Origin of the sequence: Treponema sp. OMZ 838 (genome assembly GCF_000775995.1) — a bacterium.
In the GTDB taxonomy this organism is placed as follows: domain Bacteria; phylum Spirochaetota; class Spirochaetia; order Treponematales; family Treponemataceae; genus Treponema.
The window spans coordinates 1,509,380-1,529,843 of sequence record NZ_CP009227.1; the positions used below are offsets into that span (position 1 = coordinate 1,509,380).

Here is a 20,464-nt window from a genome sequence, read left to right on the forward strand (position 1 = left end):
TGGTTTAACTGCTGTAGCTTTTATCAAGCAATATACGTCGATGTACGGAAATCAGTTTTGAAATTTTTGCTTGCATTTCGGGGACGCTGTGCGTTCTGCTTCGTGCACAAAGCTTAGCGGGATTGCCGCAGATAAGGCACGGACGGGAGGAAAGTCCCAGTTCCGATGCGGAAAGCTTTTGTTCAAACGCCGAAAAAACGTCGAAGTCCCACAATATACCGATCGGATGCGTGCGTTCCAATGCTACCGTTTGCCGTTTGACTGTTTCTGCGTGCGCGTTAAGCAGCCAAAATGCAGTGCATCCTGCAGGCGCTCGGTCTTCGTAATGTGCCGCGATGAGCGGTGTTTGCACAGAACCCGCGCCGGACGGTTTCTCGTCCGTGTACGGCTGCTCCTGCACAAGCCGGTCTAAAAATACTCGGCAGCCTTCATCGAAGACTGCCTCAAGGAAGCGGTTATTCTTTATCGGTCCCGGAATCACGAGCGAGAACATCACTACTGTTTTATTTACAGGCAGCGTTTGATTCGGTGTTTCTTCCGGCAGGGAGCTCCCCAATCGATGTTCGCTTTCCGTCTCCGCAAGCCGGAATAACCGTGCTTGCTGTTCCCGCCGGGCACCCCGCAAGGCTGCCATATCCTGTACGGTCTGCGGAATGCCTTCGGTAAAAATGTTCACGATAAGATGCTTACCATAGAAGCGAGAACAGAATACTGCCGATAACCAGCACGATACCGCCGCCGAGACGGGATGAAAGCTGCGCATAGGCCATTAAGCCCATTCGCTTTGAGGCGCCGAGTACCGCCAAGTCGCCCGAACCGCCGCGGTTCGCCATACAAAGCCCTGCGGTAATGGCAGAATCAATCGGATAGAAGCCGACCAGATGGCCCGTTACTGCGGAACCGAGAATAGCGCCGACAACAATTAAAAAGGCGATAACGACATTCCCAAAGGTGATTGCATCCAGCAATTCTTTCAAGCTGGTATCAGCACCGACCCCTACCATAATAATCAAAATGAGGGTACCGGTAAAAAAGCTTTGCAGTTTTTTTGCACCGGTGCGCAGTCCTTCCGGGATGATGCCTAATGCACTCACCAATGCGACGAACAAAATCATGTATGCAAAGGGGTGAATAGCAACACCGAAGATTTTCGGCAATAGTACTTTTCCGAATAACCGTCCAAGCGCATAAAAGCCTCCCGATAAAATAAGACCGCCGCCGACCTGTGCAAGCGTTGCAGAGGTCTTCCCGCTTTCAGACTTAATTTCCTTGTGTTTGCGCATCAATACGGTGCCGTCGCCTGTCCATGACGGCTTTTTCTCTCCGATTTTACCGAGTACTGCGGCGGTTATAATGGCAAATATATTGGCAATCGTCAGTACGGCAATAGCAAAGGCATAGTATTCTGCCTTGGGTTGTCCGGTTACTTGCTCGTAAATCTGGCTTAACGGAACTGCACCGCCGCCGTTACCGCCACCCATAATCGGCAATACATACTTCAATATTGTCAGTGAAGGTGAAACACCAAAAAGCAGCCCCCCCAGAACCCCGAGGACGGCGGCTCCGATAAGCCCACCCAATATCGCCGGGATATAGCCCGCAAAAGATTTGAGCAGAATATTCCGTTCCAAACTTAAAATAGAGCCGGTGATCAGCACGGCAATAAAGAATGAGAGGAAATCCTGATCATCCATAACAGTATTCATGGATTTAAGATATGCTTCCGGTATAAGGTTAAAATAGACCAGCACCGCTGTACCGATAAAGGCAAGCACAATGCCACCGCCGATATAGGTATTCCAGAGCGGAATGCGTTCGCCTATTTCATAGAATACCAGACCGATTGCGAACATTAACGCGAATGAACCGAGTAAATCTTTCGACAGACCACCGGTATAGGCAGCGACCAAAATAACGGCAACCGTTACAAGCGCAACATACCACGGCATACCGAAAAATTCCAATGATTTTTTTTCGCTCATTGTCAAATCTCCTTCTTATAAGAACCTCTCAAATCTGCGTTGAGCCGCGTTTGAAAGAAGCCTTTCTCACAATATCGGCGGATATCTCTCCAAAATCAGGTTAGATTGTGAGAGATGTACCGATATTTTTCATGCGCCGGCAAGACCCCTGCAGAATAGCACTGCGGCAAAAATATCAGCCGAACCTCCCGGACTGATATGCCGCTCGATGCAGTAGGCGTCAAGGGATTCAACCGCAGCGTAGAGCGCAGCTCCGGTAACGCCTGATGCAACGATAGAAGCGCAGCGGATCTGCAGATCGCGCAATGCGGCAGAACCTGCCCGAAACAGCACGTTGGTATCCTCGTTTTCCGCAATGATATGGAGCAGCGTGTAGAGATACGCATCCCGCTGCGTCAGATGGGTAAGTCCGGCAAGGTACGCTACGTTCCGTTGTACCAATGGCAGCCCCGCTTCCGCCTCACCGCGGATTCCTTTGCAGCCGTACTGCAAAAAAACCTGCTCGCCGTGCGTCAGTGTCCGCTTTGCGCTCACCCCGGCCATATCCTCGCTGCATAAACCGGCTGCAAGAACCCGCACCTGAGCGCACAACGTTTCCGTCAGTTCCACTACGCTGCGGATACCGCCAAGCTGTGTAGCACCCGACAGCAAACCCGCCGCTCCTAAAAGATATGCAAAAATAAAGATGGCTCCTTTATGCGTATTGACGCCATGCGTTTCAGCAAACATTGCTTTTTCAAGCGCGATCCCCGCCGTCCGAAGCCGTTTCCGTATCGCAGCGGCTATCGGTTGAGCCGAAGCGGCGGACGTATAGCCGATACGCGCGCATTCGTAAAACCCCTGCTGCAACGCCGCGGCGCTTCTGACAAGGGTGGTAAAGTCCATATCCGAATGCGCACCTTGCGAAACGGGATCGACCAAACCGGGCTTCGGAAACAGCGCCGCTTCATCCAACAGCGCCTTCACCGCAAGGGCGGCAAGTTCTTTGCAAACTCTATCAGCCTTCTCACCCCTATCGGCCGCTGCACCTTCCGCAGTATCACCCTTATTTACTAAACTCAAAAGGTTTTGTCTTTCTGATAACGTCGAGCACGGTACCGTCGCGGTATTCTACCACTGCAACAACCTTTTCATCAAAATGAACCGGTTCCGGCGCACCTGAAATGCGATACGCCTTGTCGCGCAGCGCTTCGATAGTAGTAATCGGTAGCCCGCTGTCTTTCATCGCATCGATTAAGTCGGTACGGCGCGGGTTAATCGCAATGCCTTCCTCCGTAATCAGCACGTCAATCGTTTCACCGGGCGTAGTTACAGTGGTAACCTTATCAATAACCACCGGAATGCGCGAGCGGATAAGCGGCGTAATGATGATGCTGACCTTTGCTCCTGCCGCCGCGTCGGGATGACCGCCGGGGGCGCCTCGCACAACGCCGTCCGAGCCGACAATTACGTTGACGTTAAAGTCGGTATCAATTTCCAAGGCGCCGAGTACCGCAAAATCAAGCATATTCACGAATGCACCCTTGTTAAAAGGATTGGCATACTGCGACGTAGAAATTTCAAAATGTCCGGGGCTGTCGATAACAGATTCTGCCGACGGAAGGTCAAAGTCCTGCGCATCGACTACGCACTTGATCAATCCGTCATGAAGCAGCTGCACAATCGGCGCTGTAATGCCGCCGATGGCAAAGCTCATCTTGTAGTTCTTTTCCGCCATGTACTGTTTGAGGCAGCGGACAACCGCCAACGCAGCACCGCCTGCTCCGGCTTGGAACGAAAAGCCGTCTTTGAAATTCGGACAGTGTGCGATAAACCGCGCCGCATAGTCGGCCATCATCAGCTCTTTGGGATTATCCGTGTAGCGGACTTCCTTGCTGGCTATTTTTGCAGGATTTCCAATTTCATCCACAACCGCAACAATATCGACATCGATTGCCTGAATAGCAGGCGGGAAATTCGGAAAGGGTACCAACGTGTCCGTAACGACAACCACCTTATCCGCATATTGCGCGTCGACCATCGCATACGAAAGAACACCGCAATCCGACTTACCGCCCTTTCCGCGCGCATTTCCCATGCAGTCCGCACTGGGCGCTCCGATAAACGCAACGTCAATATGAATATCACCGGCTTCTATCGCTCTCACCCGTCCACCGTGGCTTCTAATGTACACCACATCGCGGAAAAGCCCGTGCGAAATTGCTTCGCCGATTTTACCGCGTACACCGCTCGATGAAAGACCGGTGACGGTGCCGTCTTCAATATAAGGGAGCAGCGCATCGTGTGCCTCTCCCAGCGAGCTTGCATAAATCGTAATATCTTTGATGCCCAGTTCACCGATTGCCTGCACAACCTTGTTCACCACATAATCGCCGTTTCTAAAATGATGATGGAATGAAATACTCATTCCGTTTTTCAGACCAGCCCGTTTAACCGCTTCTTTTAGATCGTGCACAACCTTATCTTCGGGAGATGAGGTGAGTTTTGCGTATCCTTTCCGGGCAACTCGCTGAAAATTCGTGCCGTCAAAGTGATAGGCACCTTGATATGCTTGTTTTCCGTTTGAAAGTATATTGTCGGGAATGTCCCGTCCGGCTTGATTTTTCATAATCACAACGCTCCTTTATACACACCGGAGGCTTTCGCATAGTTGATTGTCCGCTGTGCTCCCTCAAGTAATGCAATATCAACCATCTTCCCGTCAATGGTAAAGACACCAATTCCTTTCTTCTTATTTTCTTCCAGCTGAACGATGATTTTTTCCGCATGGCTAATCTCTTTTTCAGTCGGTGTATACAGCTCATGCACCGGTGCAATCTGCTTGGGGCTGATCAACGATTTGCCGTCAAAGCCCATCTGCTTAATCAGCGCGACTTCCCGTTTAAAGCCTTCGATATTATCTACATCGAGGTAGGCCGTATCGAAGCATTGAATGCCCGCAGCCCGCGCCGCAATCACCAGTTGAGACCGAGCTCCCAACAGCTCTACCCCGGAATCCGACTTTACCGTGTGCAGATTGCGGATATAGTCCCCTGCACCGAGTGCAATACCCATCATCCGCTCCGAAGCCTCGCAGATCGCAAGCGCATTGATCACTCCGCGCGGGGATTCAATGGCTGCCATCAGTAAGGTTGAACCTTCTGCCCGTCCGTATTCTTTCTCTGCAGCACTTACTAATTCGGCAACATGCAGCACATCGTCCCGTGTTTCGCATTTCGGAATACGGATCGTGTCCGCCCCCGCTGCGACGCATACCCGTATATCTTCTTTATAATGCGGCGTGTCGAGTCCGTTGATGCGCACCACTTTTTCGCAGCCCTGATAATCGATTGACGTCAGCGCATGGTACAGTGAAAAACGGGCGGAATCCTTTTCCCGCTCGGCTACCGCATCCTCAAGGTCGAACATCAAGCTGTCTGATCGGTAAATATACGCATCCTTCAGCAAAGACGGGCGCTGCGCATTCAAAAACATCATCGTCCGCCGTATCCTGTTCTTTTTCGTGTTATTCGGTTCCATATATTCTATCCTCCGCAAGGCGTCTTGCTACTTGCCCCATTTTTCGGGCACCAGCTTATCGGCAGCGCGATGTAACACCGTTTCAAGCCGCGCCTCAAGCGTACAGTCCAGTGCTCCCTTGTCGATGACGCGGATTTCACCGCGCTGAACCCCCATCCGTTGTAAGGCATCCATTATCAACTGACGTATATGGTTGCCATACTGATGTATCACATCACTTTCGATGGTGACATCCAATTCTCCGCTTGGCAAAACGGTTATCTGCACATCGCTTGATTCCAACGTGCCTGCCGTCGCCGCATGTAAAATTTCCATATAGGTACCTCTTATGAGTATTATATCACTATAGAAAAAAACAGCTAGAGCGGAAATCCGATTCATCGGGAGAGCAAAAGCGATAGGCTTATAATCAACAACCCCGACGCACGAATAAGATTTATCACCGCAAATACATCAGTAGCGAGGAATGAGCTTGACACTGTAAAAAAACTCCATAATACTTGATCACGCCGGCTTATTCGACGGGGATGTCCTGAAAGTAACCAACTTTTGGGACATCCCCGACCGGTTCGGTACAAAATAACGCAGGAGAATCAGAATGACGTATCAGGTAAGAAAAATTTTTTTAAACGATCCCCAACAGCGGCAACAAGTGATTGATCTTTTGGAATCGGATGACCTGCATATTGATTCCTGCCTTGACACCACATACGGGTTATTCGATGAAGCGGACACGCTTGCCGCTACCGCTTCCGCCTTTAAAAATACGCTGCGCTGCATTGCCGTCCGAAAAGCCCTGCAAGGAGAAGGATTACTGCCGCCTTTAATGTCAGAACTGATTGCAGATAGGAATGAGCACGGATTTTTCAACCTTTTTATCTATACAAAGCGGGAAGTCGCTCCGTTTTTTGAAAGACTCGGGTTTTATCCTATCGTTACGGTTGCGGATACACTCGTCTTTTTGGAAAACAAAAAGAACGGTTTTGAAAAATACCTTGTCTCATTGCAGAAAACCGGAATGCATCCAGGCACTGTAGGTGCTATTGTGATGAATGCCAATCCTTTTACCATAGGACATTATTACCTTGTCGAACAGGCTGCGGCAGCTGTCGACCACCTGCACCTCTTTATGGTCTCGGACGATGCTTCCGCTATCCCTTTCGCAGTACGAGAGCGGCTGATTAAAGAGAATACCGCTCATTTTAAAAATATTTCGTACCATAGAACCCAAGACTACCTCATATCGTCTGCAACGTTTCCCGCCTATTTCTTCAGAGATTCCGATGAAGCCATCGCTCTGCAAGCCGCCTTGGACGCCGATATTTTTATCGCTATTGCCCATGCACTCAGCATTACGCATCGCTTTGTCGGCGATGAGCCGTTTAGCCATGTAACCGGTCTTTACAACCGCATCTTGCAGGCTTCGTTGCCTGCGCACGGCGTACAGCTGCATGTTATTCCGCGCAAAACCGAAAACGGCGTTCCGATCAGCGCCTCCGTCGCCCGGCGACTGCTGCAGCAAGAAGATTGGACAAAACTGGCAGCTATAGTACCTCCGGCGACACTCCGCTTTTTTCAATCGCCGGAAGGTGATCGTATTGTGCAAAGCTTAAAACAGGTGAAGGATATTACCCACTATTAAAGGAATCGCGTAAGGGAACCGCAGCTTTATTCAGTGCGCTGCGGATATTCTTGATCACAAGCACCCGTAAGATTGTTCTACAGAACGGACATGGATGTACTTAAACTTGACGTTGCGTTAGGGATTGGAGCGGTAGCCTTTTTGCCGTTGGCTTTATGCAGCTGCAACTTTTGTAGTGAATACGGAAAAACGTTGCTCCTGTATGCAGTAATGGCAAAAAGCTTCAAGCGTAAAGCCCGACCCTTCATTTTTGCCGTGCGAAAATGAAGGGGAACGCCTTGATGGGTGCAGCGTATTTACAAGAGACTACTGATCGTAAACCGCCCTTCGATGGCCGACAGTTAGAGCAAGAATAACAAGTTCATTGTCCTGTATTGCACATATCAGCCGATAATCTCCTATTCTGTATCGCCACTGTCCGCTTCTATTTGCTGTGAGACCTTTTCCATGTACGCGCGGATTTTCCGAGCCTTCAAGGTTCTTATCAATCCATGCAGCTATCATGCGTTGCGTATATTTATCCAGTTTTTTAAATTCTTTATCAAATCGAGCAGTCGTTTCAACCCTGTACATTACAAACCTAACTCTTTCTTGAGTTCAGAAAATGGGCGGCTTTTTTTCCCGGCACTCTCATATTCTTGATATGCCTCCGCAGCAACAGTAATATCATATTCATCTTCAATTTTTTCAAACAATGCATTCTTAAAAGCTTCGCCCAATGATACCGAATGCAGTTTTGCATAGCTATTCGCAATAGCTCTTTCTGCTTCTGTCAACCGTATTGAAAACGCCATACTATCACCTCCTCTGGTGTAGGATATTGTACTATATTGATTCAATTTGTCAATATTTTTGACAGCAGGTATCGGCAAGGAGTTCAATTTTTGAAAGCAAGTTTTTGGACAGCCTCGAACATCCTGAGTATTATCGGCATAGCGTCTTTATAAACTGCTCAGGTGTTTGTATGATTAAAGCCTTTTCTTTGTAATCTTTGATATTCCGTGTGAGTAACATATCCATGTGATGCCGTACCGCAGTATAATACTGGAGCGCATCTTCAAAGTCGGAGAACGGCGAGTTTAAAGCTAAGTCGATTTCCTGTTCTTCTATAGTAATAATATGCATCAAAAGCCGTAATTTTCTCAAAGCTTCTTTGGCTTTTTCTATTCCTATAGCCTTGCGCAAAATATAGTATACATTTGCAACGACCAAAGGAGAGGTATATAACCTAAGCTGCCGTGTGTCAGCTAATGAAAAAACTTGTGCAGCATATTCATAATGAGGTTCCCTTTTACAGAGGATATCTAAAATAACATCGGAGTCGGCAAAAACTTTTTTAGTCATATTTTTTTTCCAAATAATCGATGTAATTGCTCTTTTCTATATCCGCTTCACTGATAATACCTGTTAATTCTTTTACGAGCGGAGATAATGCGATGGTTTGTTGTGTTTCTCCGATAGAGGTTTTAAAAAAATCTTCAACCAGCCGTGAAAGACTTTTGTTGTTGTTTGCCGCATAGTGTTTCATTGAATCGATAACATCTTTGTCCATTTTTAATGTTAATTTTGCTTGCATCTGCATTACCTCTTGTACGTATAGATATAACATGATGAATACGTATTGTCAAGAATTATTGTTCTTTAAAGCCCGCCCCTTCATTCTTGCCGTGCGAAAATGAAGGGGAACGCCCTGATAGGTGCTTGAGAGAGCGGCGGTAATTTTCTATAATTGCAATCCAGTAAGTATGTAAGGAAAGATAATGAGTAAAAATCACAGGATGAATACAGAAAGAGACGATAAAGATGAGGCATTCGGTACAGATACGGCCGTGTATAATGATATGGATGCGAACATGGACACTGCGGGTGCGGAATTCGACTACCGCAAAAAATATGAGAACACACCGCTTGTGGTGATAGCAGGACGGCCGAATGTCGGGAAGTCTACCCTGTTCAACCGCTTTTTGCGGAAGCGTCGCGCTATTACCGACCCAACGCCCGGCGTAACCCGCGACCCGATTGAGGCGCAGGCGATTATCAACGGGAAGCCGATACGGCTGATGGACACGGGCGGTTTTAAGCTGACCCGCAGCGGCGACAAAAAAGAAGACCTGATGGATGAGCTGGTTATAGAAAAAACGCAGGAAGCGCTCCGCCGTGCCGATAAAATTCTTCTATTATTAGAAGCCTCTGCACCCACTGCGGAAGACGAAGAGTTTATCCGCTTTCTGCGTCCCTATTGGGATAAGCTCATCACTGCGGTGAATAAAACCGAAGGCGGGCGCGGTGAAGCGGAAGCCTATAACTACTTCAGCTTCGGCTTTCCGACACTCCTGTGTATCAGCGCCGAACATGGGGATAACATCACGCCGCTTGCCGAAGAGATAACCAAGGGCTTGGACTTTTCTCGTGTATGCGAAGCGCCCGCCGATACCGCAATCCGCATCGCACTTATCGGTAAGCCGAACACCGGCAAGTCCACACTCAGCAACTACCTGACCAAGACCTCCGCATCGATTGTGTCGGAGATTGCCGGTACAACGCGCGATGTGGTGGAAGGTGAGTTTTTCTATAAAGACAGACAGTTTATCATTCAGGACACCGCCGGCATCAGGCGCAAGGCAAAGGTAAAAGAGGATATCGAGTATTACTCGGTTGTCCGAGCAATGAAGAGCTTGGAACATGCCGACATTGTCTTTCACCTGATCGATGCGGAGGAAGGACTCACCGAACAGGATAAAAAGATCATCGTGCAGGCGACCAAGCGGGGGCTAGGCGTTATCTTTGTGCTGAATAAATGGGATTTAGTGAAAGGTGAAAAAAAATTCCGCGATGCGGAGCAGCATATCAAGATTATGTTCGGCAAGATGGAATATGCACCGATTGTCCCCGTTTCCGCACAGAAAGGGAGCGGCATTCCCGACCTGCTCAACACTGCGCTTGAGCTGTTCGACCAACTGACAAAAAAGGTAGAAACCTCTGCGCTCAACCTCGCGCTCAAAGATTGGCTTGAGGCGGTGCCCCCTCCGCACGGGCAGCGCAATTCGTTTACGCTCAAGTATATGGTGCAAACCTCCGCACGACCGGTAGAGTTTTTAATCTTTGCAAATAAGCCCGACCTTGTCTCGGAATCCTACCTCCGGTACATCACCAACCGGATACGGAAAGACCTCGGCTTTAGCGCAATCCCCTTTTTAGTACGGGTAAAGGGCAGCCGGGTAAAATGGGAAGACCGGGTAAAACCGTGACAGGCTTTTCCATCGGCGAAGTTGAAAAAATAACCGGTATCAAGGCGCATGTTCTCCGCTACTGGGAACAAACGCTGCCCTTTTTGCGTCCGCAAAAGGATGAGCAGGGCAGGCGACTCTATACCGATCATCACCTCGATTTAATCTTCCGTATGAAGTATCTGATTGAGGTGCGGAAGTTTACGCTTGAAGGCGCCGGACAGCAGCTGCTTGCCGATCTTTCCGGCAAGGGTGGGAGCAGCCGGATTACGGAACTTTCCGGTATCCGCAGTGAGTTACTCGATATGTACCGGCTGCTGCAAGGAAATAAAAATGTGTTTAAGCCGGCGGCTGAAGAATTTCCGGCAATACCTTGACGAGAGATAGAAATTCGCATAAGCTATCGAAGTGGAGGTCTGTCCGTGTTGAAGCTAAAAGCTCCCCTAATCATTGCCGGTACAACATGCGTTTTATCTATGCTTATCGGACTGATAAGCGGGGTACGGTTCTTACATATTTTGGGGAGGGGGCTTATTGCCGGCGTAGAAGCCGGAGGCTTTGTGTTCTGCACGCGGATTCTTTTAGAGCGATTCATCCCCGATCTTTTTACCCCTTCTCCGGCAGTATCGGATACCGCTGAAACAGCCGATAGCTCTTCCGGATCAAATATCAATATTACCCTTGATGACGACTTGGGTGTTGCTGCGCCGGTAATGGCTGGCGGTAATGCGGAAACGGCTGCAACAGCGAAGCCTTCAGGAACGCAGGCAGAGTCTGAAGGTACGGAAACCTTCCCTGTTGATGCTGCTTCGGACTCTTCAGATAACGATACTGTACATGAAACCTCCGGAGCTTCGGATGACTCTTCTTTTTCTTTTGGCGGCAGTTCTCAAGACGATAGCGGCTTATCGGATTTACCTAATATGGGTTCATTTATAGATGATGATTTTGATGAAAGTGTCGATGACAGTGTACAAACGGATAGCAGCGGTTTTTCGATGACCGGTATTCAAACCGGCGGTACCGATAGTAAGGTAATGGCTCAGGCAATCAGAACCGTTTTAGCAACTGAGGATTAGAGGGTGGGTGTTGATAGAGTATGGGAAATATCAGTTTAGATACGAAACCGGAAGACGAGCTTTGGCTTGAATATAAACATACGCAAGACCCGCAGCTTCGTGAGTTTTTTATTATAAAATATGCACCTCTTGTAAAATACGTTGCCGGTAAGGTTGCCGTCGGTATGCCGAATAATGTTGAGTTTGATGATTTGGTCGGGTATGGTGTATTCGGACTTCTGGATGCTATCGATAAATATGATCCCGAAAAAAATGTAAAATTTAATACTTATGCAGTAACACGCATCCGCGGTGCTATTTTTGATGAATTACGTTCAATTGATTGGGTTCCCCGTTCGGTACGTCAGCAATCCCGTGAAATTGAAGAAGTAATAGCGGATTTGGAAGCTCGGTTGGGGCACGCTGCAACCGATCCGGAAATTGCCGAAGCACTCGGTATGAGTGTGGAAGAATTTCATCAAGTTTTATTAAAGATTTCCGGTACCAGTATTATTTCTCTTACGGATTTGCGGTTTGGATCCGACGATTCCGAGCAGACACCGGTCGTTGATAGTATTGAAGCCCCTGCTTCGCTTAATCCTGATGTCATTGTAGAACGGGAAGAAATGCAGCGAATTATCGTGGATGCAATTAATGAACTTCCCGATAGAGAAAAAAAAGTATTAATCATGTATTACTATGAGGATATGACATTACGGGAAATTGGAAAAGTATTAGAGGTAACCGAATCGCGAGTATCTCAGATTCACACCAGCGCAAATCTAAAACTTAAAGCAAAACTAAGCAATATTCGTAAGGGTATCCGTTAGGAGCGTTGCTATGATACATTTTGAACAAATTCGGGAGCAGATGAAGGAACAGTACGAAAAGGATTCCTCCCGTTTTTTTGTTGAAGTTACCGGGCAAACCCTCGAAGAAGCAATTGATAATGCGGCTGTCGAGCTCGGTTTACGCCGCTCTCTTATCGATTATGAAATTTTACAAAAAGGGGCGTCGGGCTTTTTTGTCTTAAACCCTAAAGAATGGAAAATCCGCGCTTACGAAGCACATAGAATACATAAGTCTAATATTCATGCAGAAGCCGCAGCGGGTCTCAGTGCGGAAGAAGTGCCGGAAGAAAATATGAATAGAGACGGAGCTGCGTATGTATTCTGTGCTCCCGACGGTGTATTCCTGAAAGTTACACCGCCCATCGGTAACGGCAGAAAAGTTGCACTTGCCGATGTCGTAGAACGAATACGCGATAGAAATGTGGCTGTTCCGCCGGATGAAGTTTTAAAACCGATTGTTAAAGCCTGTGCAGATGAATATGTCAGAATAGGACATTATGAATACCTACCCGGTAACGATGCGCTGATGTCTGTCGAAATCAGTGATGATGAGATGAGAGCATATCTTTTTGTGTCTCCCCCGATGCCCGGCGGCGCCGATGTGTCGGCAGATATGATTATCACCTTCTTATCAAATAATCGTGTTATTTCGGGTGTTAATGAAAAAAGAGTTAAACAATTCCAAGACAGCCCCGTATATCGCGAAAATTATCTGATTGCGGAAGGCACTCCGCCGCAAAAGGGTGCTGATGCTAAGATCCTTTTCAATTTTGAAACCGATAATTCACAGTTACGCCTCAAAGAAAACAAGAGCGGGCAGATTAACTTTAAAGAACTCAATCTTATTCAGAATGTCATTGAAGGGCAGCCCCTCGCGCAAAAGGTTCCCGCTGAGGAAGGAAAGAGCGGAAGAACCGTTACCGGAAAATACTTACCTGCTGCAGCCGGTAAGGATATCGCTATCCCATTGGGAAAAAATACCCGATTGGCCGAGGATAATCTGACCGTTGTTGCCGAAACGAAGGGACAAGTATTGCTGATAAAGAACAAGATCAATGTCGAACCGATTATGACAATCGAAGGCAATGTCTCGATTAAGACCGGTAATATCATGTTCCTCGGTACAGTGTATGTTAAGGGTAATGTTGACGACGGATTCTCTATTAAGGCTGCGGGTAACATCGAAGTAAAAGGTACTGTCGGGAAGGCATCGTTGGATGCGGAAGGCGATATTGTCGTCAGTCAGGGTATCGCCGGAAAAGAAGGCGGACATATCCGTGCCGGTAAGTCAATATGGTCGAAATTCATCCAAAATATCGAATTGGTAGAAGCAGGCGACATGGTTATCGTATCAGACGGTATTTTAAATTCAAAAATTGTCGCTAACCATAAAGTTATTTGCCGCGGAAAACGTGCGGATATTATCGGCAGTCAAGTAATCGCATGCGAAGGAGTCTATGCCCGAAACCTCGGCAGTCCGGCAGGCGGTTCCGATACGGTTATCAGTGTCGGGTTTGATCCGCGCAGTAAAGAACGGTTGATTATATTAGAGAAGAACTTACTTGCTTCCGAAAAAGCGCTTGCTGCGTTGAAGCTGGATTTAAAATCGCTTGAAGGCCAAAAAAAGATCCTCAAAGAGCTTTCCGAAGAAAAAGAAGCATTGCTTAAAAAGAAAAAAGAACTGCGCTATATTAACGAGACGGAAATTAAGGAGCTGCGGAACGAGATAGAACGGATACGGGATTATCTTGCGGCGCTTAAAACTGAAGGACGTGTTTCCGTTTCCGGAAATATTTATACGGGTGTACGAATCGTTATTAAAGATATTATCGAAGATGTGCGGGTTGATTGCAAAGCAACAACATTCTTTTTGCAAAACGGTCTCGTGCGGTATGGCCCTTATGAAGACTATACCAATGATGACGACGTAAAGAGGACGCCCAGTGGGTATTCAACCGATTGATTTGCAGACACTTTATACTCAACTTGATAAGGTCGGAAAGCTCCAAGGAGACGCGCGGCAGACGTTTGCTGCAGAATTCGAAAACAGTCAGCAAGCCAATAAGGAAGATGCTGCGCGCCGCCAGCAAACGGTACAGAAGACCGAAGCCACAGGGGCTGAAAAAACGGCGATAAATAAAGACGGTTCAAACGGTTCTTCAGGAGGAGCATTTAATAATACTCCTCAACAGCAAAAAAATGAAACACCCCTTACGGACGAAAAATCATATTATATTCAAGATCCCTTGCTTGGAAAAAAAATCGATATTTCAGGATAATTCCTATGCTTATTGCTGCCCTTATACTGCTCTGTATTAATATTATTTTAATGATTGTTTTTTATCGGAAGACATCGCATAACTTTTCGCAAAATGCATACCGCGACCGTATTCGGGAAGAAGTAAACCGGCTTATTATCGACATTGAACATGAATCGGATCATGCGGTAACGGTACTTGAAAATAAGATTCAACAGATAGAAAAGCTGATTGCTGACACGGATAAACATATCGCGCTTGTTGAGCAGGAGCATGAAAAATGGCGAATGCAAAAAGAATTTCTCGGAGCCTACCGAACTTCACCGCAAGGAGATAGTGAACCGGCAGCCGATACTAAAAAAAATACCGTGATGATCTATAAAAAACCTATCGGCATCCCCGAAACTGCGGCAAAAGTCTCTCCTCTTTTGAATCCCCGGGAACAAGTTGTCGAACTGGCACGGCAAGGATTCTCGATCGACTTTATCGCCGAAAAAGTCGATCTCCCTCTTGGTGAGATTGCTCTTATCCTCTCCATCGGAGGGTAGTGAGGTATGGAAATAGATTTCAAAGCTATGGAGCAAAACAGTTAGAAAGGAGTAATGATGATTACCAGTGCACTTTTTTCGGATCTTTATGAGCTGACAATGGCTCAAGGTTATTTTAAACGCCAAAACAATCGGCCGTGTGTCTTTGATATGTTTTTTAGGCGTAATCCGTTTAGAGGAGGGTACGCGGTTCTTGCAGGCCTTGAGCCGTTGCTCGAAGCGATTCAAGCCTTTCATTTTGATGAATCCGATATCGCTTACCTTACGACCTTACACCTTTTTGACGATGACTTTCTCAGCTATCTCAAGGATTTCCGTTTTTCAGGTTCGGTATGGGCGATGGATGAAGGAAGCCTCATATTTCCCAGCGAGCCGATACTGCGCATTGAAGCGCCGATTATCGAAGCATTGCTTCTCGAAGGACTTATCCTTAACACTATCAACTTTCAAAGTTTGATTGCAACAAAGACCGCCCGCATCTGGCTTGCGTCGGGGAAATCTTCCATTATGGAATTCGGCTTGCGACGTGCACAGGGGGCGGATGGCGCAATGAGCGCTACCCGTGCGGCTATTATCGGCGGAGCGGCCGGTACCAGCAATACACTCGGCGGAAAGCTTTACGGTGTGCCGGTGATGGGTACTATGGCTCACGCATGGGTGATGTCTTTCCCCAGCGAAGAAGAGGCGTTTGAACAATATGCCGCCATCTATCCCGATAAATCGGTATTCCTTATCGACACCTACAATACGCTCGGTTCCGGTATCGAGGCGGCGATAAAAGTCGGAAAAAAACTGCAAGCGCAAGGGAAAAACTTCGGCGTCAGACTCGATTCGGGGGATATGCAGTATTTAAGTACCGAAGTACGGAAACGGCTCGACGCTGCCGGTTTACCCGAAGCAAAAATCTCCATTTCCAACGAACTAACCGAAGAAATTATCGAATCGCTCATTTTGAACAAAGCGCCGATTGACTCGTGGGGCGTCGGCACTCACATGGTAACCGGCGGGCAAGAGTCTTCGTTTACCGGTGTATACAAACTTGCCGCGCGTCAATCCGATGACGGAACGTGGCTGCCGGTGATGAAGCTGTCGGATAATCCTGCAAAGATTACCAATCCGGGCATTAAACAAGTGTGGCGGCTCTACGACAGTGACGGATTTTTTAAGGCTGACATTATCGGTTTATATGATGAAACGCTCGACGCCGAAGCAATGAACACCTACTATCACCCGTTGAATGATTACCAAAGCTTTTCGTTTAAAGCGGCAAAGGCGGAGGAATTGCTCCACCTAAAAATTACCGATGGCGTATACACCGGCAAAAAGGAAACGCTCCAAGAGCTGCATCAGCGGGCAAGCCGGCAGCTGGAATGTTTACATCCGACTTCCCGCCGTCTGCTCAACCCGCACATCTACAAGGTGTCGCTTACAAAGACGCTCTTTGCAATGAAGCAGAAACTGCTGCATTCCCTGCGCCGCGGATAAAACCGTATCGTCCGCAGCAGCTGTATAATCCGGCTGCTGTCCGGGCGCATTCCATCAATAATTGATACTCAACGCTAAGCCGAATTGGTTGGGGGCGATGATAGGCATCGCTTGCCGGTACAGAAAAATAGAGATTTCTTCATAAGTGCCGTCCTTATTAAAGACTATGGCAGTAGTAAAATCTGCCGTAGCCAGTCTTATACCCGCATAGAAGAAATACTTGCGTATTTGTCGTTAAAGTTCCTATTAAAAAAGATATAGTGATTTTTATACAAGACGTTTATACCGTTAGACCAACCTGAAACCGTTTTATCGGCGCCGTGCAGTTTTCCCGTTTTTGCATCGAATACCAATAAGCCGTTCCCGTATGTTATTATGTATATTTTTCCGTTTGCCACAGTAAGCGGTGTGCTGTATGAAGCATTTTCTAACGGTACACTCCATAAACGTTGTAATGTTACGGCATCAATACATATCAACCAATAGTCGTCTTTCCGCCACTTATATGGCGGAAAATCCCGCACGGCGATGTAATACAGCCGCTCATTACTACATCGAACGCGGCAGAGCGAAATGGTTGATTCGGCAACCGGATCTGTTGAAGGAGGCACTATTTCGCCGTCATACCGATTAAGTATTGAGCCGTCTCTTTTATCCATCCGTATAAAGGAATTGGTTAACACATATAATACATCGTCTTTGATGTATAATTCGTTATCGTAGTATCTGTTCATATTGATATTATCCAGCTGTCGTTGCCAGTTTACGGTTTTGGTTTGTAAATCGACAGCGACAACGATACCGGAACCGTTTGGACTATATGCCAGTAGATACAGTATACCTTCGATAAGTTGTTGATCTGCCAATCTATTTCCGTTCCAATGAGCATTAAGCTGCAGCGGAACTGGAGGACAAATTTGTATTACCCATTCTTTCGTACAGTCTATTGCTGTTGCATCAAGTTTTACAATGTCCCCTTTGTCCGCTGCCCAATAAAGTGCCGTACCATCTGTCATAATCGTATTGGATACACTACGGTTATGGACTATTTCTTCTTTTGTGGAGCCAATTTGTACCCGCGCCAACAATGCTCCATTCGTATCCGAGTAACAATATAGCAGTCCTCTTTCAAAACGCATAACGTAAAGGACATCTCCGATTTTTACGATGTTTGAAAGACGACCTTCATCGGCTTCATACATCCTATCTCCATACCATTGATAGGCGCCTGTTTCCATGTCGAGTTTTATGAGGCGGCTTCCTCCTCTCTTTTCATATTCAATAAGATACAGATATTTCCCTTCAGTGTATGGCCGACTTTCGTCCCATACATCTTCTAACAAGAGTTGATATGCATAACTAGGTGTGTAGCGAGGATATACAGGACGCGTGCCCCAGAATTGATCGGTAAACAATGCTTCACAAGAAGTGCATAACATAAAGAATGTTATTGTTGCCAACAAAATACCTATTCCGATACTACCTTTAATCTCAACAGAAGCGTTTCGTTTCACGTTAACCCCTCTTTCATTTACAGCGTTCTTTCTGTAAAAACTGTAGCAGCAAAAGCTGCTACAATTCCCCCTATACCCGTGAGAGAGATACTTACTCAGCATAGAACACGCTGCAATATCATGCAGTTTATCCGCCGAAAAGTCGAGCCGTATAAATGTCCACGATACCTGCCGTTCAAAAGATATGTTGACCGGCCTTTCCGTTACTTTACACCTTAAGCGTAATGGAGTCTGTTTTTGCCGTCAAGCGAAAATTCTGCAAAGAACCGGAGTTCTAAAAAAAGAACTTTCGGTTCTCTTTTTTCGGGGTTGTTTAAAAAACAGTCTGACCTGTTTGTCTTGACGACCTTATTGAATTAATTCATGCTGCTGTATAAAAATGAGAAAGGCATGATAATTTGCAACGTTCAGCGTTTTGTAAATTTCGGTCATTTCTTTTTTTATTACCGATTCCGAAATACAAAGTTTGTCGCCGATTTGTCTGAATGTCAAACCTTCCGCCGCTAAACAGAGGCATTGGTGCTGCCGATCGGTTAACCGGAGCGAAGACACGTGGATGGGAGTTTTTCGTGTATAATAGTGTTTTAAATCATCTGCAAACAGGACAAACAGAGCAGCTGCCATAAAAAAGCCAAGCCCAATATGCAGCAACGAAAGCATAAAAGCGGTGTTGCCATACCGAAACCACTGGGCAATTAAAACGGCTGCAAAGCTGCCGCTTAACACACTAACTTTATACCGAATATATGTTTTAAAGAAATTCGTTTTTAATAGAATCAGTAATCCCGCCAGATATAAAGAAAGTCCGAGCAAATTGCCGCCATGATAAATATTGACCAACCCTGCAATCAAACACGGAAACGTATACAGGATGATGAAGCGGGGTTTTATTACGATATAACCGAGAATTACCGCACATAAAACATTGGATAATCTGATCAGCCTATCTGACGGAAGAACGGAAAGATACTGTAATACAGTGATGGCGGTTGTAACAATGAACATGATAATAGCTACAAGCCGGGACTTTTTTATGAGATTTCCGGTATAAACAAAATGACGTATTTCTTCTATAGGTTGTTTGGTGCGCATAGAAGCATTCCTCTTGCCGATCGGTATTTCATATAGCATACCGGTTACAACCGGAACCGTAAAGCCCTTACCGATGGCTTTTATCAATACCAATATCGCGGGATGAATTGCTTGCGGACAACCCGGAAATAACCGGTACCCGGACAATCCGCAAGCTTATTTCTCTTTTCTAATCGTGTATTTCAAAACGGAAGCCGAGCGGTAAATGGTCGGAATATCCTTCTCCGGTCAGTACATTGTACCTGACCGGCTTACCGTCCGCAACGATCGGCGGTTCATACAGCACAAAAAACAACAGCGGTTTGATAGAAGCCGCTCCGGCATCCGGGGCTGCCTCTAAATCCTCATAACCGTCCGCGCCGCTCTCGTAGAAAATATGGTCGATTTTCTCCCACGAATTCTTAAAATAATAGCTGCCGTCCGGTTGTGTACCTTCTTCGCACTCGGCTCTATAACCCTCTATATCCCAACACACGGGAAAATCATTCAGCTGATTAAATTCTTCAAGGGTCTGATTAAAATCTCCGCATACAATAAATGGAATGTGCGGATTCTTTTCTCTATGTTCTTGAATTTTCTTTATCAACTGAGCTTCTTGCTGAGCGCGGACTGCCGCACTGTCAGAACTGCCAGTTTTTGACTTCCAATGTGCTGCAAAGACGGTTAATAACTGCGGCTTATCTTTGCTTCCCGTATTTAATACCGCTTCCGTCAGAGGGCGCAGTGATCCCTTTTGCTCGGTATAAAGCCGGTGTACAAAATAGCGCTCAACGGGATACTTACTCAAGATTACGGTAGTAAAGGCGCCTTTCTCCGAACGCGGCGGACACACCGCATAAGGATAATTTTCCCCGCTCGGCAGTTGTTTACAGAAGTCTTCAATTACGCGATCATTTTCAACCTCTTGCAAAACCGCAATATCGGGCAGCCGGTCTTTTTTTCCGGTCAGCTTTTCTCCTGCCGCAAACATGGTGCCTTTAAGCCGTTCGAGACGCGCCCGATATTTTTGATCGGTCCATCGGGATTTGCTCCCCTTGTATTCTTTAAACTCGGTACCGTCCTCTACGGCGTCAAAGAATGTCTGCGTGTTATACGTAACAAGCGTAATAGGCTCCTTAAACTGCGTATCCGTAAGCGGGGTACACCGCGTACATTGCAGAAAGATAACACCTGCAGCAAGGCAGGCAAAGAATGGAAATAACAATCGTTTGAGTTTCATGGTTTAACCTCCGGTTCTTATATAGCGCACGAGATGCAAAATGGCTATAAAATTAGGCTTGAAAAAACA

The 20,464-nt window shown here is 46.8% G+C and carries 22 protein-coding genes; 9 read left to right on the top strand and 13 right to left on the bottom strand.

From position 1 onward, the window contains the following. Positions 1-4: 4 nt before the first annotated feature. The 6 genes from citX to citD all read right to left on the bottom strand — a co-directional run bounded on the left by citX (position 5) and on the right by citD (position 5,816). The gene (citX, locus tag QI63_RS06750) at positions 5-676 is read right to left on the bottom strand and encodes a citrate lyase holo-[acyl-carrier protein] synthase (protein ID WP_044014973.1); all 672 of its coding nucleotides are present in this window, start codon (positions 674-676) and stop codon (positions 5-7) included. Positions 677-686: 10 nt separating this feature from the next. Then, positions 687-1,982: a 2-hydroxycarboxylate transporter family protein gene (locus tag QI63_RS06755; RefSeq protein WP_044014979.1), complete on the bottom strand. Its 1,296-nt coding sequence runs from the start codon at positions 1,980-1,982 to the stop codon at positions 687-689. 129 nt (positions 1,983-2,111) lie between these two features. Then, the gene (locus QI63_RS06760) at positions 2,112-3,044 is read right to left on the bottom strand and encodes a triphosphoribosyl-dephospho-CoA synthase (protein ID WP_052185501.1); all 933 of its coding nucleotides are present in this window, start codon (positions 3,042-3,044) and stop codon (positions 2,112-2,114) included. Further along, positions 3,028-4,590 carry a citrate lyase subunit alpha gene (gene citF, locus QI63_RS06765; protein ID WP_044014981.1) on the bottom strand — a complete coding sequence of 521 codons (1,563 nt, stop codon included), beginning with the start codon at positions 4,588-4,590 and terminating at the stop codon, positions 3,028-3,030. Before citF ends, QI63_RS06760 begins: the two co-directional genes overlap by 17 nt. 2 nt (positions 4,591-4,592) lie before the next feature. Beyond that, on the bottom strand, positions 4,593-5,501 hold the full coding sequence (locus tag QI63_RS06770; RefSeq protein ID WP_044014982.1) for an aldolase/citrate lyase family protein: 909 nt from the start codon (positions 5,499-5,501) through the stop codon (positions 4,593-4,595). 27 nt (positions 5,502-5,528) lie between these two features. After that, positions 5,529-5,816 (bottom strand): citrate lyase acyl carrier protein, encoded by a 288-nt coding sequence (gene citD / locus QI63_RS06775; protein WP_006188864.1) that lies wholly within the window; start codon positions 5,814-5,816, stop codon positions 5,529-5,531. Between the two features lie 283 nt (positions 5,817-6,099). On the opposite strand from citD, the gene citC reads away from it, so the two are divergent. After that, positions 6,100-7,143, top strand: coding sequence for a [citrate (pro-3S)-lyase] ligase (citC, locus tag QI63_RS06780; RefSeq protein ID WP_044014983.1), 1,044 nt, complete (start codon positions 6,100-6,102; stop codon positions 7,141-7,143). 306 nt (positions 7,144-7,449) lie between these two features. Here the strand turns inward: citC and QI63_RS06785 are convergent, their stop codons facing one another. The 4 genes from QI63_RS06785 to QI63_RS06800 all read right to left on the bottom strand — a co-directional run bounded on the left by QI63_RS06785 (position 7,450) and on the right by QI63_RS06800 (position 8,719). Further along, positions 7,450-7,716 carry a type II toxin-antitoxin system RelE family toxin gene (locus tag QI63_RS06785; protein ID WP_044014984.1) on the bottom strand — a complete coding sequence of 89 codons (267 nt, stop codon included), beginning with the start codon at positions 7,714-7,716 and terminating at the stop codon, positions 7,450-7,452. After that, entirely contained in the window at positions 7,716-7,937 is a 222-nt protein-coding gene (relB, locus tag QI63_RS06790; RefSeq protein ID WP_044014985.1) for a type II toxin-antitoxin system RelB family antitoxin, read from the bottom strand. The genes QI63_RS06785 and relB overlap by 1 nt, the downstream gene beginning before the upstream one ends. A 130-nt stretch (positions 7,938-8,067) precedes the next feature. Then, entirely contained in the window at positions 8,068-8,487 is a 420-nt protein-coding gene (locus QI63_RS06795) for a PIN domain-containing protein (RefSeq protein ID WP_044014986.1), read from the bottom strand. Continuing rightward, positions 8,480-8,719 (bottom strand): DUF6364 family protein, encoded by a 240-nt coding sequence (locus QI63_RS06800; protein WP_044014987.1) that lies wholly within the window; start codon positions 8,717-8,719, stop codon positions 8,480-8,482. Before QI63_RS06800 ends, QI63_RS06795 begins: the two co-directional genes overlap by 8 nt. 265 nt (positions 8,720-8,984) lie before the next feature. Here QI63_RS06800 and der point away from each other — a divergent pair, with 265 nt between their 5' ends. The 8 genes from der to QI63_RS06840 are packed head-to-tail and all read left to right on the top strand — an operon-like array spanning position 8,985 to position 16,570. Then, positions 8,985-10,391, top strand: coding sequence for a ribosome biogenesis GTPase Der (gene der, locus QI63_RS06805; protein WP_200877783.1), 1,407 nt, complete (start codon positions 8,985-8,987; stop codon positions 10,389-10,391). Then, positions 10,367-10,747, top strand: coding sequence for a MerR family transcriptional regulator (locus tag QI63_RS06810; RefSeq protein WP_052185502.1), 381 nt, complete (start codon positions 10,367-10,369; stop codon positions 10,745-10,747). The genes der and QI63_RS06810 overlap by 25 nt, the downstream gene beginning before the upstream one ends. A gap of 45 nt (positions 10,748-10,792) precedes the next feature. Next, a complete protein-coding gene (locus QI63_RS06815; protein ID WP_044014993.1) occupies positions 10,793-11,449 on the top strand; it encodes a hypothetical protein in 657 nt (218 codons plus the stop codon). Positions 11,450-11,469: 20 nt separating this feature from the next. Beyond that, a complete protein-coding gene (gene whiG, locus QI63_RS06820) occupies positions 11,470-12,258 on the top strand; it encodes an RNA polymerase sigma factor WhiG (protein WP_044014995.1) in 789 nt (262 codons plus the stop codon). 10 nt (positions 12,259-12,268) lie between these two features. Next, entirely contained in the window at positions 12,269-14,242 is a 1,974-nt protein-coding gene (locus QI63_RS06825) for a FapA family protein (RefSeq protein WP_044014998.1), read from the top strand. After that, positions 14,223-14,558: a hypothetical protein gene (locus QI63_RS06830; protein ID WP_044015000.1), complete on the top strand. Its 336-nt coding sequence runs from the start codon at positions 14,223-14,225 to the stop codon at positions 14,556-14,558. The genes QI63_RS06825 and QI63_RS06830 overlap by 20 nt, the downstream gene beginning before the upstream one ends. Before the next feature lie 5 nt (positions 14,559-14,563). Then, positions 14,564-15,085 (top strand): hypothetical protein, encoded by a 522-nt coding sequence (locus tag QI63_RS06835; RefSeq protein ID WP_044015002.1) that lies wholly within the window; start codon positions 14,564-14,566, stop codon positions 15,083-15,085. 57 nt (positions 15,086-15,142) lie between these two features. Continuing rightward, the gene (locus QI63_RS06840; RefSeq protein WP_044015004.1) at positions 15,143-16,570 is read left to right on the top strand and encodes a nicotinate phosphoribosyltransferase; all 1,428 of its coding nucleotides are present in this window, start codon (positions 15,143-15,145) and stop codon (positions 16,568-16,570) included. A 197-nt stretch (positions 16,571-16,767) separates the two neighbouring features. On the opposite strand, the gene QI63_RS06845 is transcribed toward QI63_RS06840, so the two are convergent. The 3 genes from QI63_RS06845 to QI63_RS06855 all read right to left on the bottom strand — a co-directional run bounded on the left by QI63_RS06845 (position 16,768) and on the right by QI63_RS06855 (position 20,395). Beyond that, positions 16,768-18,084 (bottom strand): outer membrane protein assembly factor BamB family protein, encoded by a 1,317-nt coding sequence (locus QI63_RS06845; protein WP_044015006.1) that lies wholly within the window; start codon positions 18,082-18,084, stop codon positions 16,768-16,770. A 348-nt stretch (positions 18,085-18,432) separates the two neighbouring features. After that, positions 18,433-19,323, bottom strand: coding sequence for a helix-turn-helix transcriptional regulator (locus QI63_RS06850; RefSeq protein WP_235619646.1), 891 nt, complete (start codon positions 19,321-19,323; stop codon positions 18,433-18,435). A gap of 22 nt (positions 19,324-19,345) precedes the next feature. Then, positions 19,346-20,395, bottom strand: coding sequence for an endonuclease/exonuclease/phosphatase family protein (locus QI63_RS06855; protein WP_044015008.1), 1,050 nt, complete (start codon positions 20,393-20,395; stop codon positions 19,346-19,348). Positions 20,396-20,464 lie beyond the last annotated feature (69 nt).

What these genes read in the sequence shown, in the direction of transcription:
- QI63_RS06755 (WP_044014979.1), bottom strand. Translation starts at nt 1,982, where the DNA reads ATGAGCGAAAAAAAATCATTGGAATTTTTCGGTATGCCGTGGTATGTT.
- citF (WP_044014981.1), bottom strand. Translation starts at nt 4,590, where the DNA reads ATGAAAAATCAAGCCGGACGGGACATTCCCGACAATATACTTTCAAAC.
- QI63_RS06770 (WP_044014982.1), bottom strand. Translation starts at nt 5,501, where the DNA reads ATGGAACCGAATAACACGAAAAAGAACAGGATACGGCGGACGATGATG.
- citD (WP_006188864.1), bottom strand. Translation starts at nt 5,816, where the DNA reads ATGGAAATTTTACATGCGGCGACGGCAGGCACGTTGGAATCAAGCGAT.
- citC (WP_044014983.1), top strand. Translation starts at nt 6,100, where the DNA reads ATGACGTATCAGGTAAGAAAAATTTTTTTAAACGATCCCCAACAGCGG.
- QI63_RS06785 (WP_044014984.1), bottom strand. Translation starts at nt 7,716, where the DNA reads ATGTACAGGGTTGAAACGACTGCTCGATTTGATAAAGAATTTAAAAAA.
- relB (WP_044014985.1), bottom strand. Translation starts at nt 7,937, where the DNA reads ATGGCGTTTTCAATACGGTTGACAGAAGCAGAAAGAGCTATTGCGAAT.
- QI63_RS06795 (WP_044014986.1), bottom strand. Translation starts at nt 8,487, where the DNA reads ATGACTAAAAAAGTTTTTGCCGACTCCGATGTTATTTTAGATATCCTC.
- QI63_RS06800 (WP_044014987.1), bottom strand. Translation starts at nt 8,719, where the DNA reads ATGCAAGCAAAATTAACATTAAAAATGGACAAAGATGTTATCGATTCA.
- der (WP_200877783.1), top strand. Translation starts at nt 8,985, where the DNA reads ATGGATGCGAACATGGACACTGCGGGTGCGGAATTCGACTACCGCAAA.
- QI63_RS06810 (WP_052185502.1), top strand. Translation starts at nt 10,367, where the DNA reads ATGGGAAGACCGGGTAAAACCGTGACAGGCTTTTCCATCGGCGAAGTT.
- whiG (WP_044014995.1), top strand. Translation starts at nt 11,470, where the DNA reads ATGGGAAATATCAGTTTAGATACGAAACCGGAAGACGAGCTTTGGCTT.
- QI63_RS06825 (WP_044014998.1), top strand. Translation starts at nt 12,269, where the DNA reads ATGATACATTTTGAACAAATTCGGGAGCAGATGAAGGAACAGTACGAA.
- QI63_RS06835 (WP_044015002.1), top strand. Translation starts at nt 14,564, where the DNA reads ATGCTTATTGCTGCCCTTATACTGCTCTGTATTAATATTATTTTAATG.
- QI63_RS06840 (WP_044015004.1), top strand. Translation starts at nt 15,143, where the DNA reads ATGATTACCAGTGCACTTTTTTCGGATCTTTATGAGCTGACAATGGCT.
- QI63_RS06855 (WP_044015008.1), bottom strand. Translation starts at nt 20,395, where the DNA reads ATGAAACTCAAACGATTGTTATTTCCATTCTTTGCCTGCCTTGCTGCA.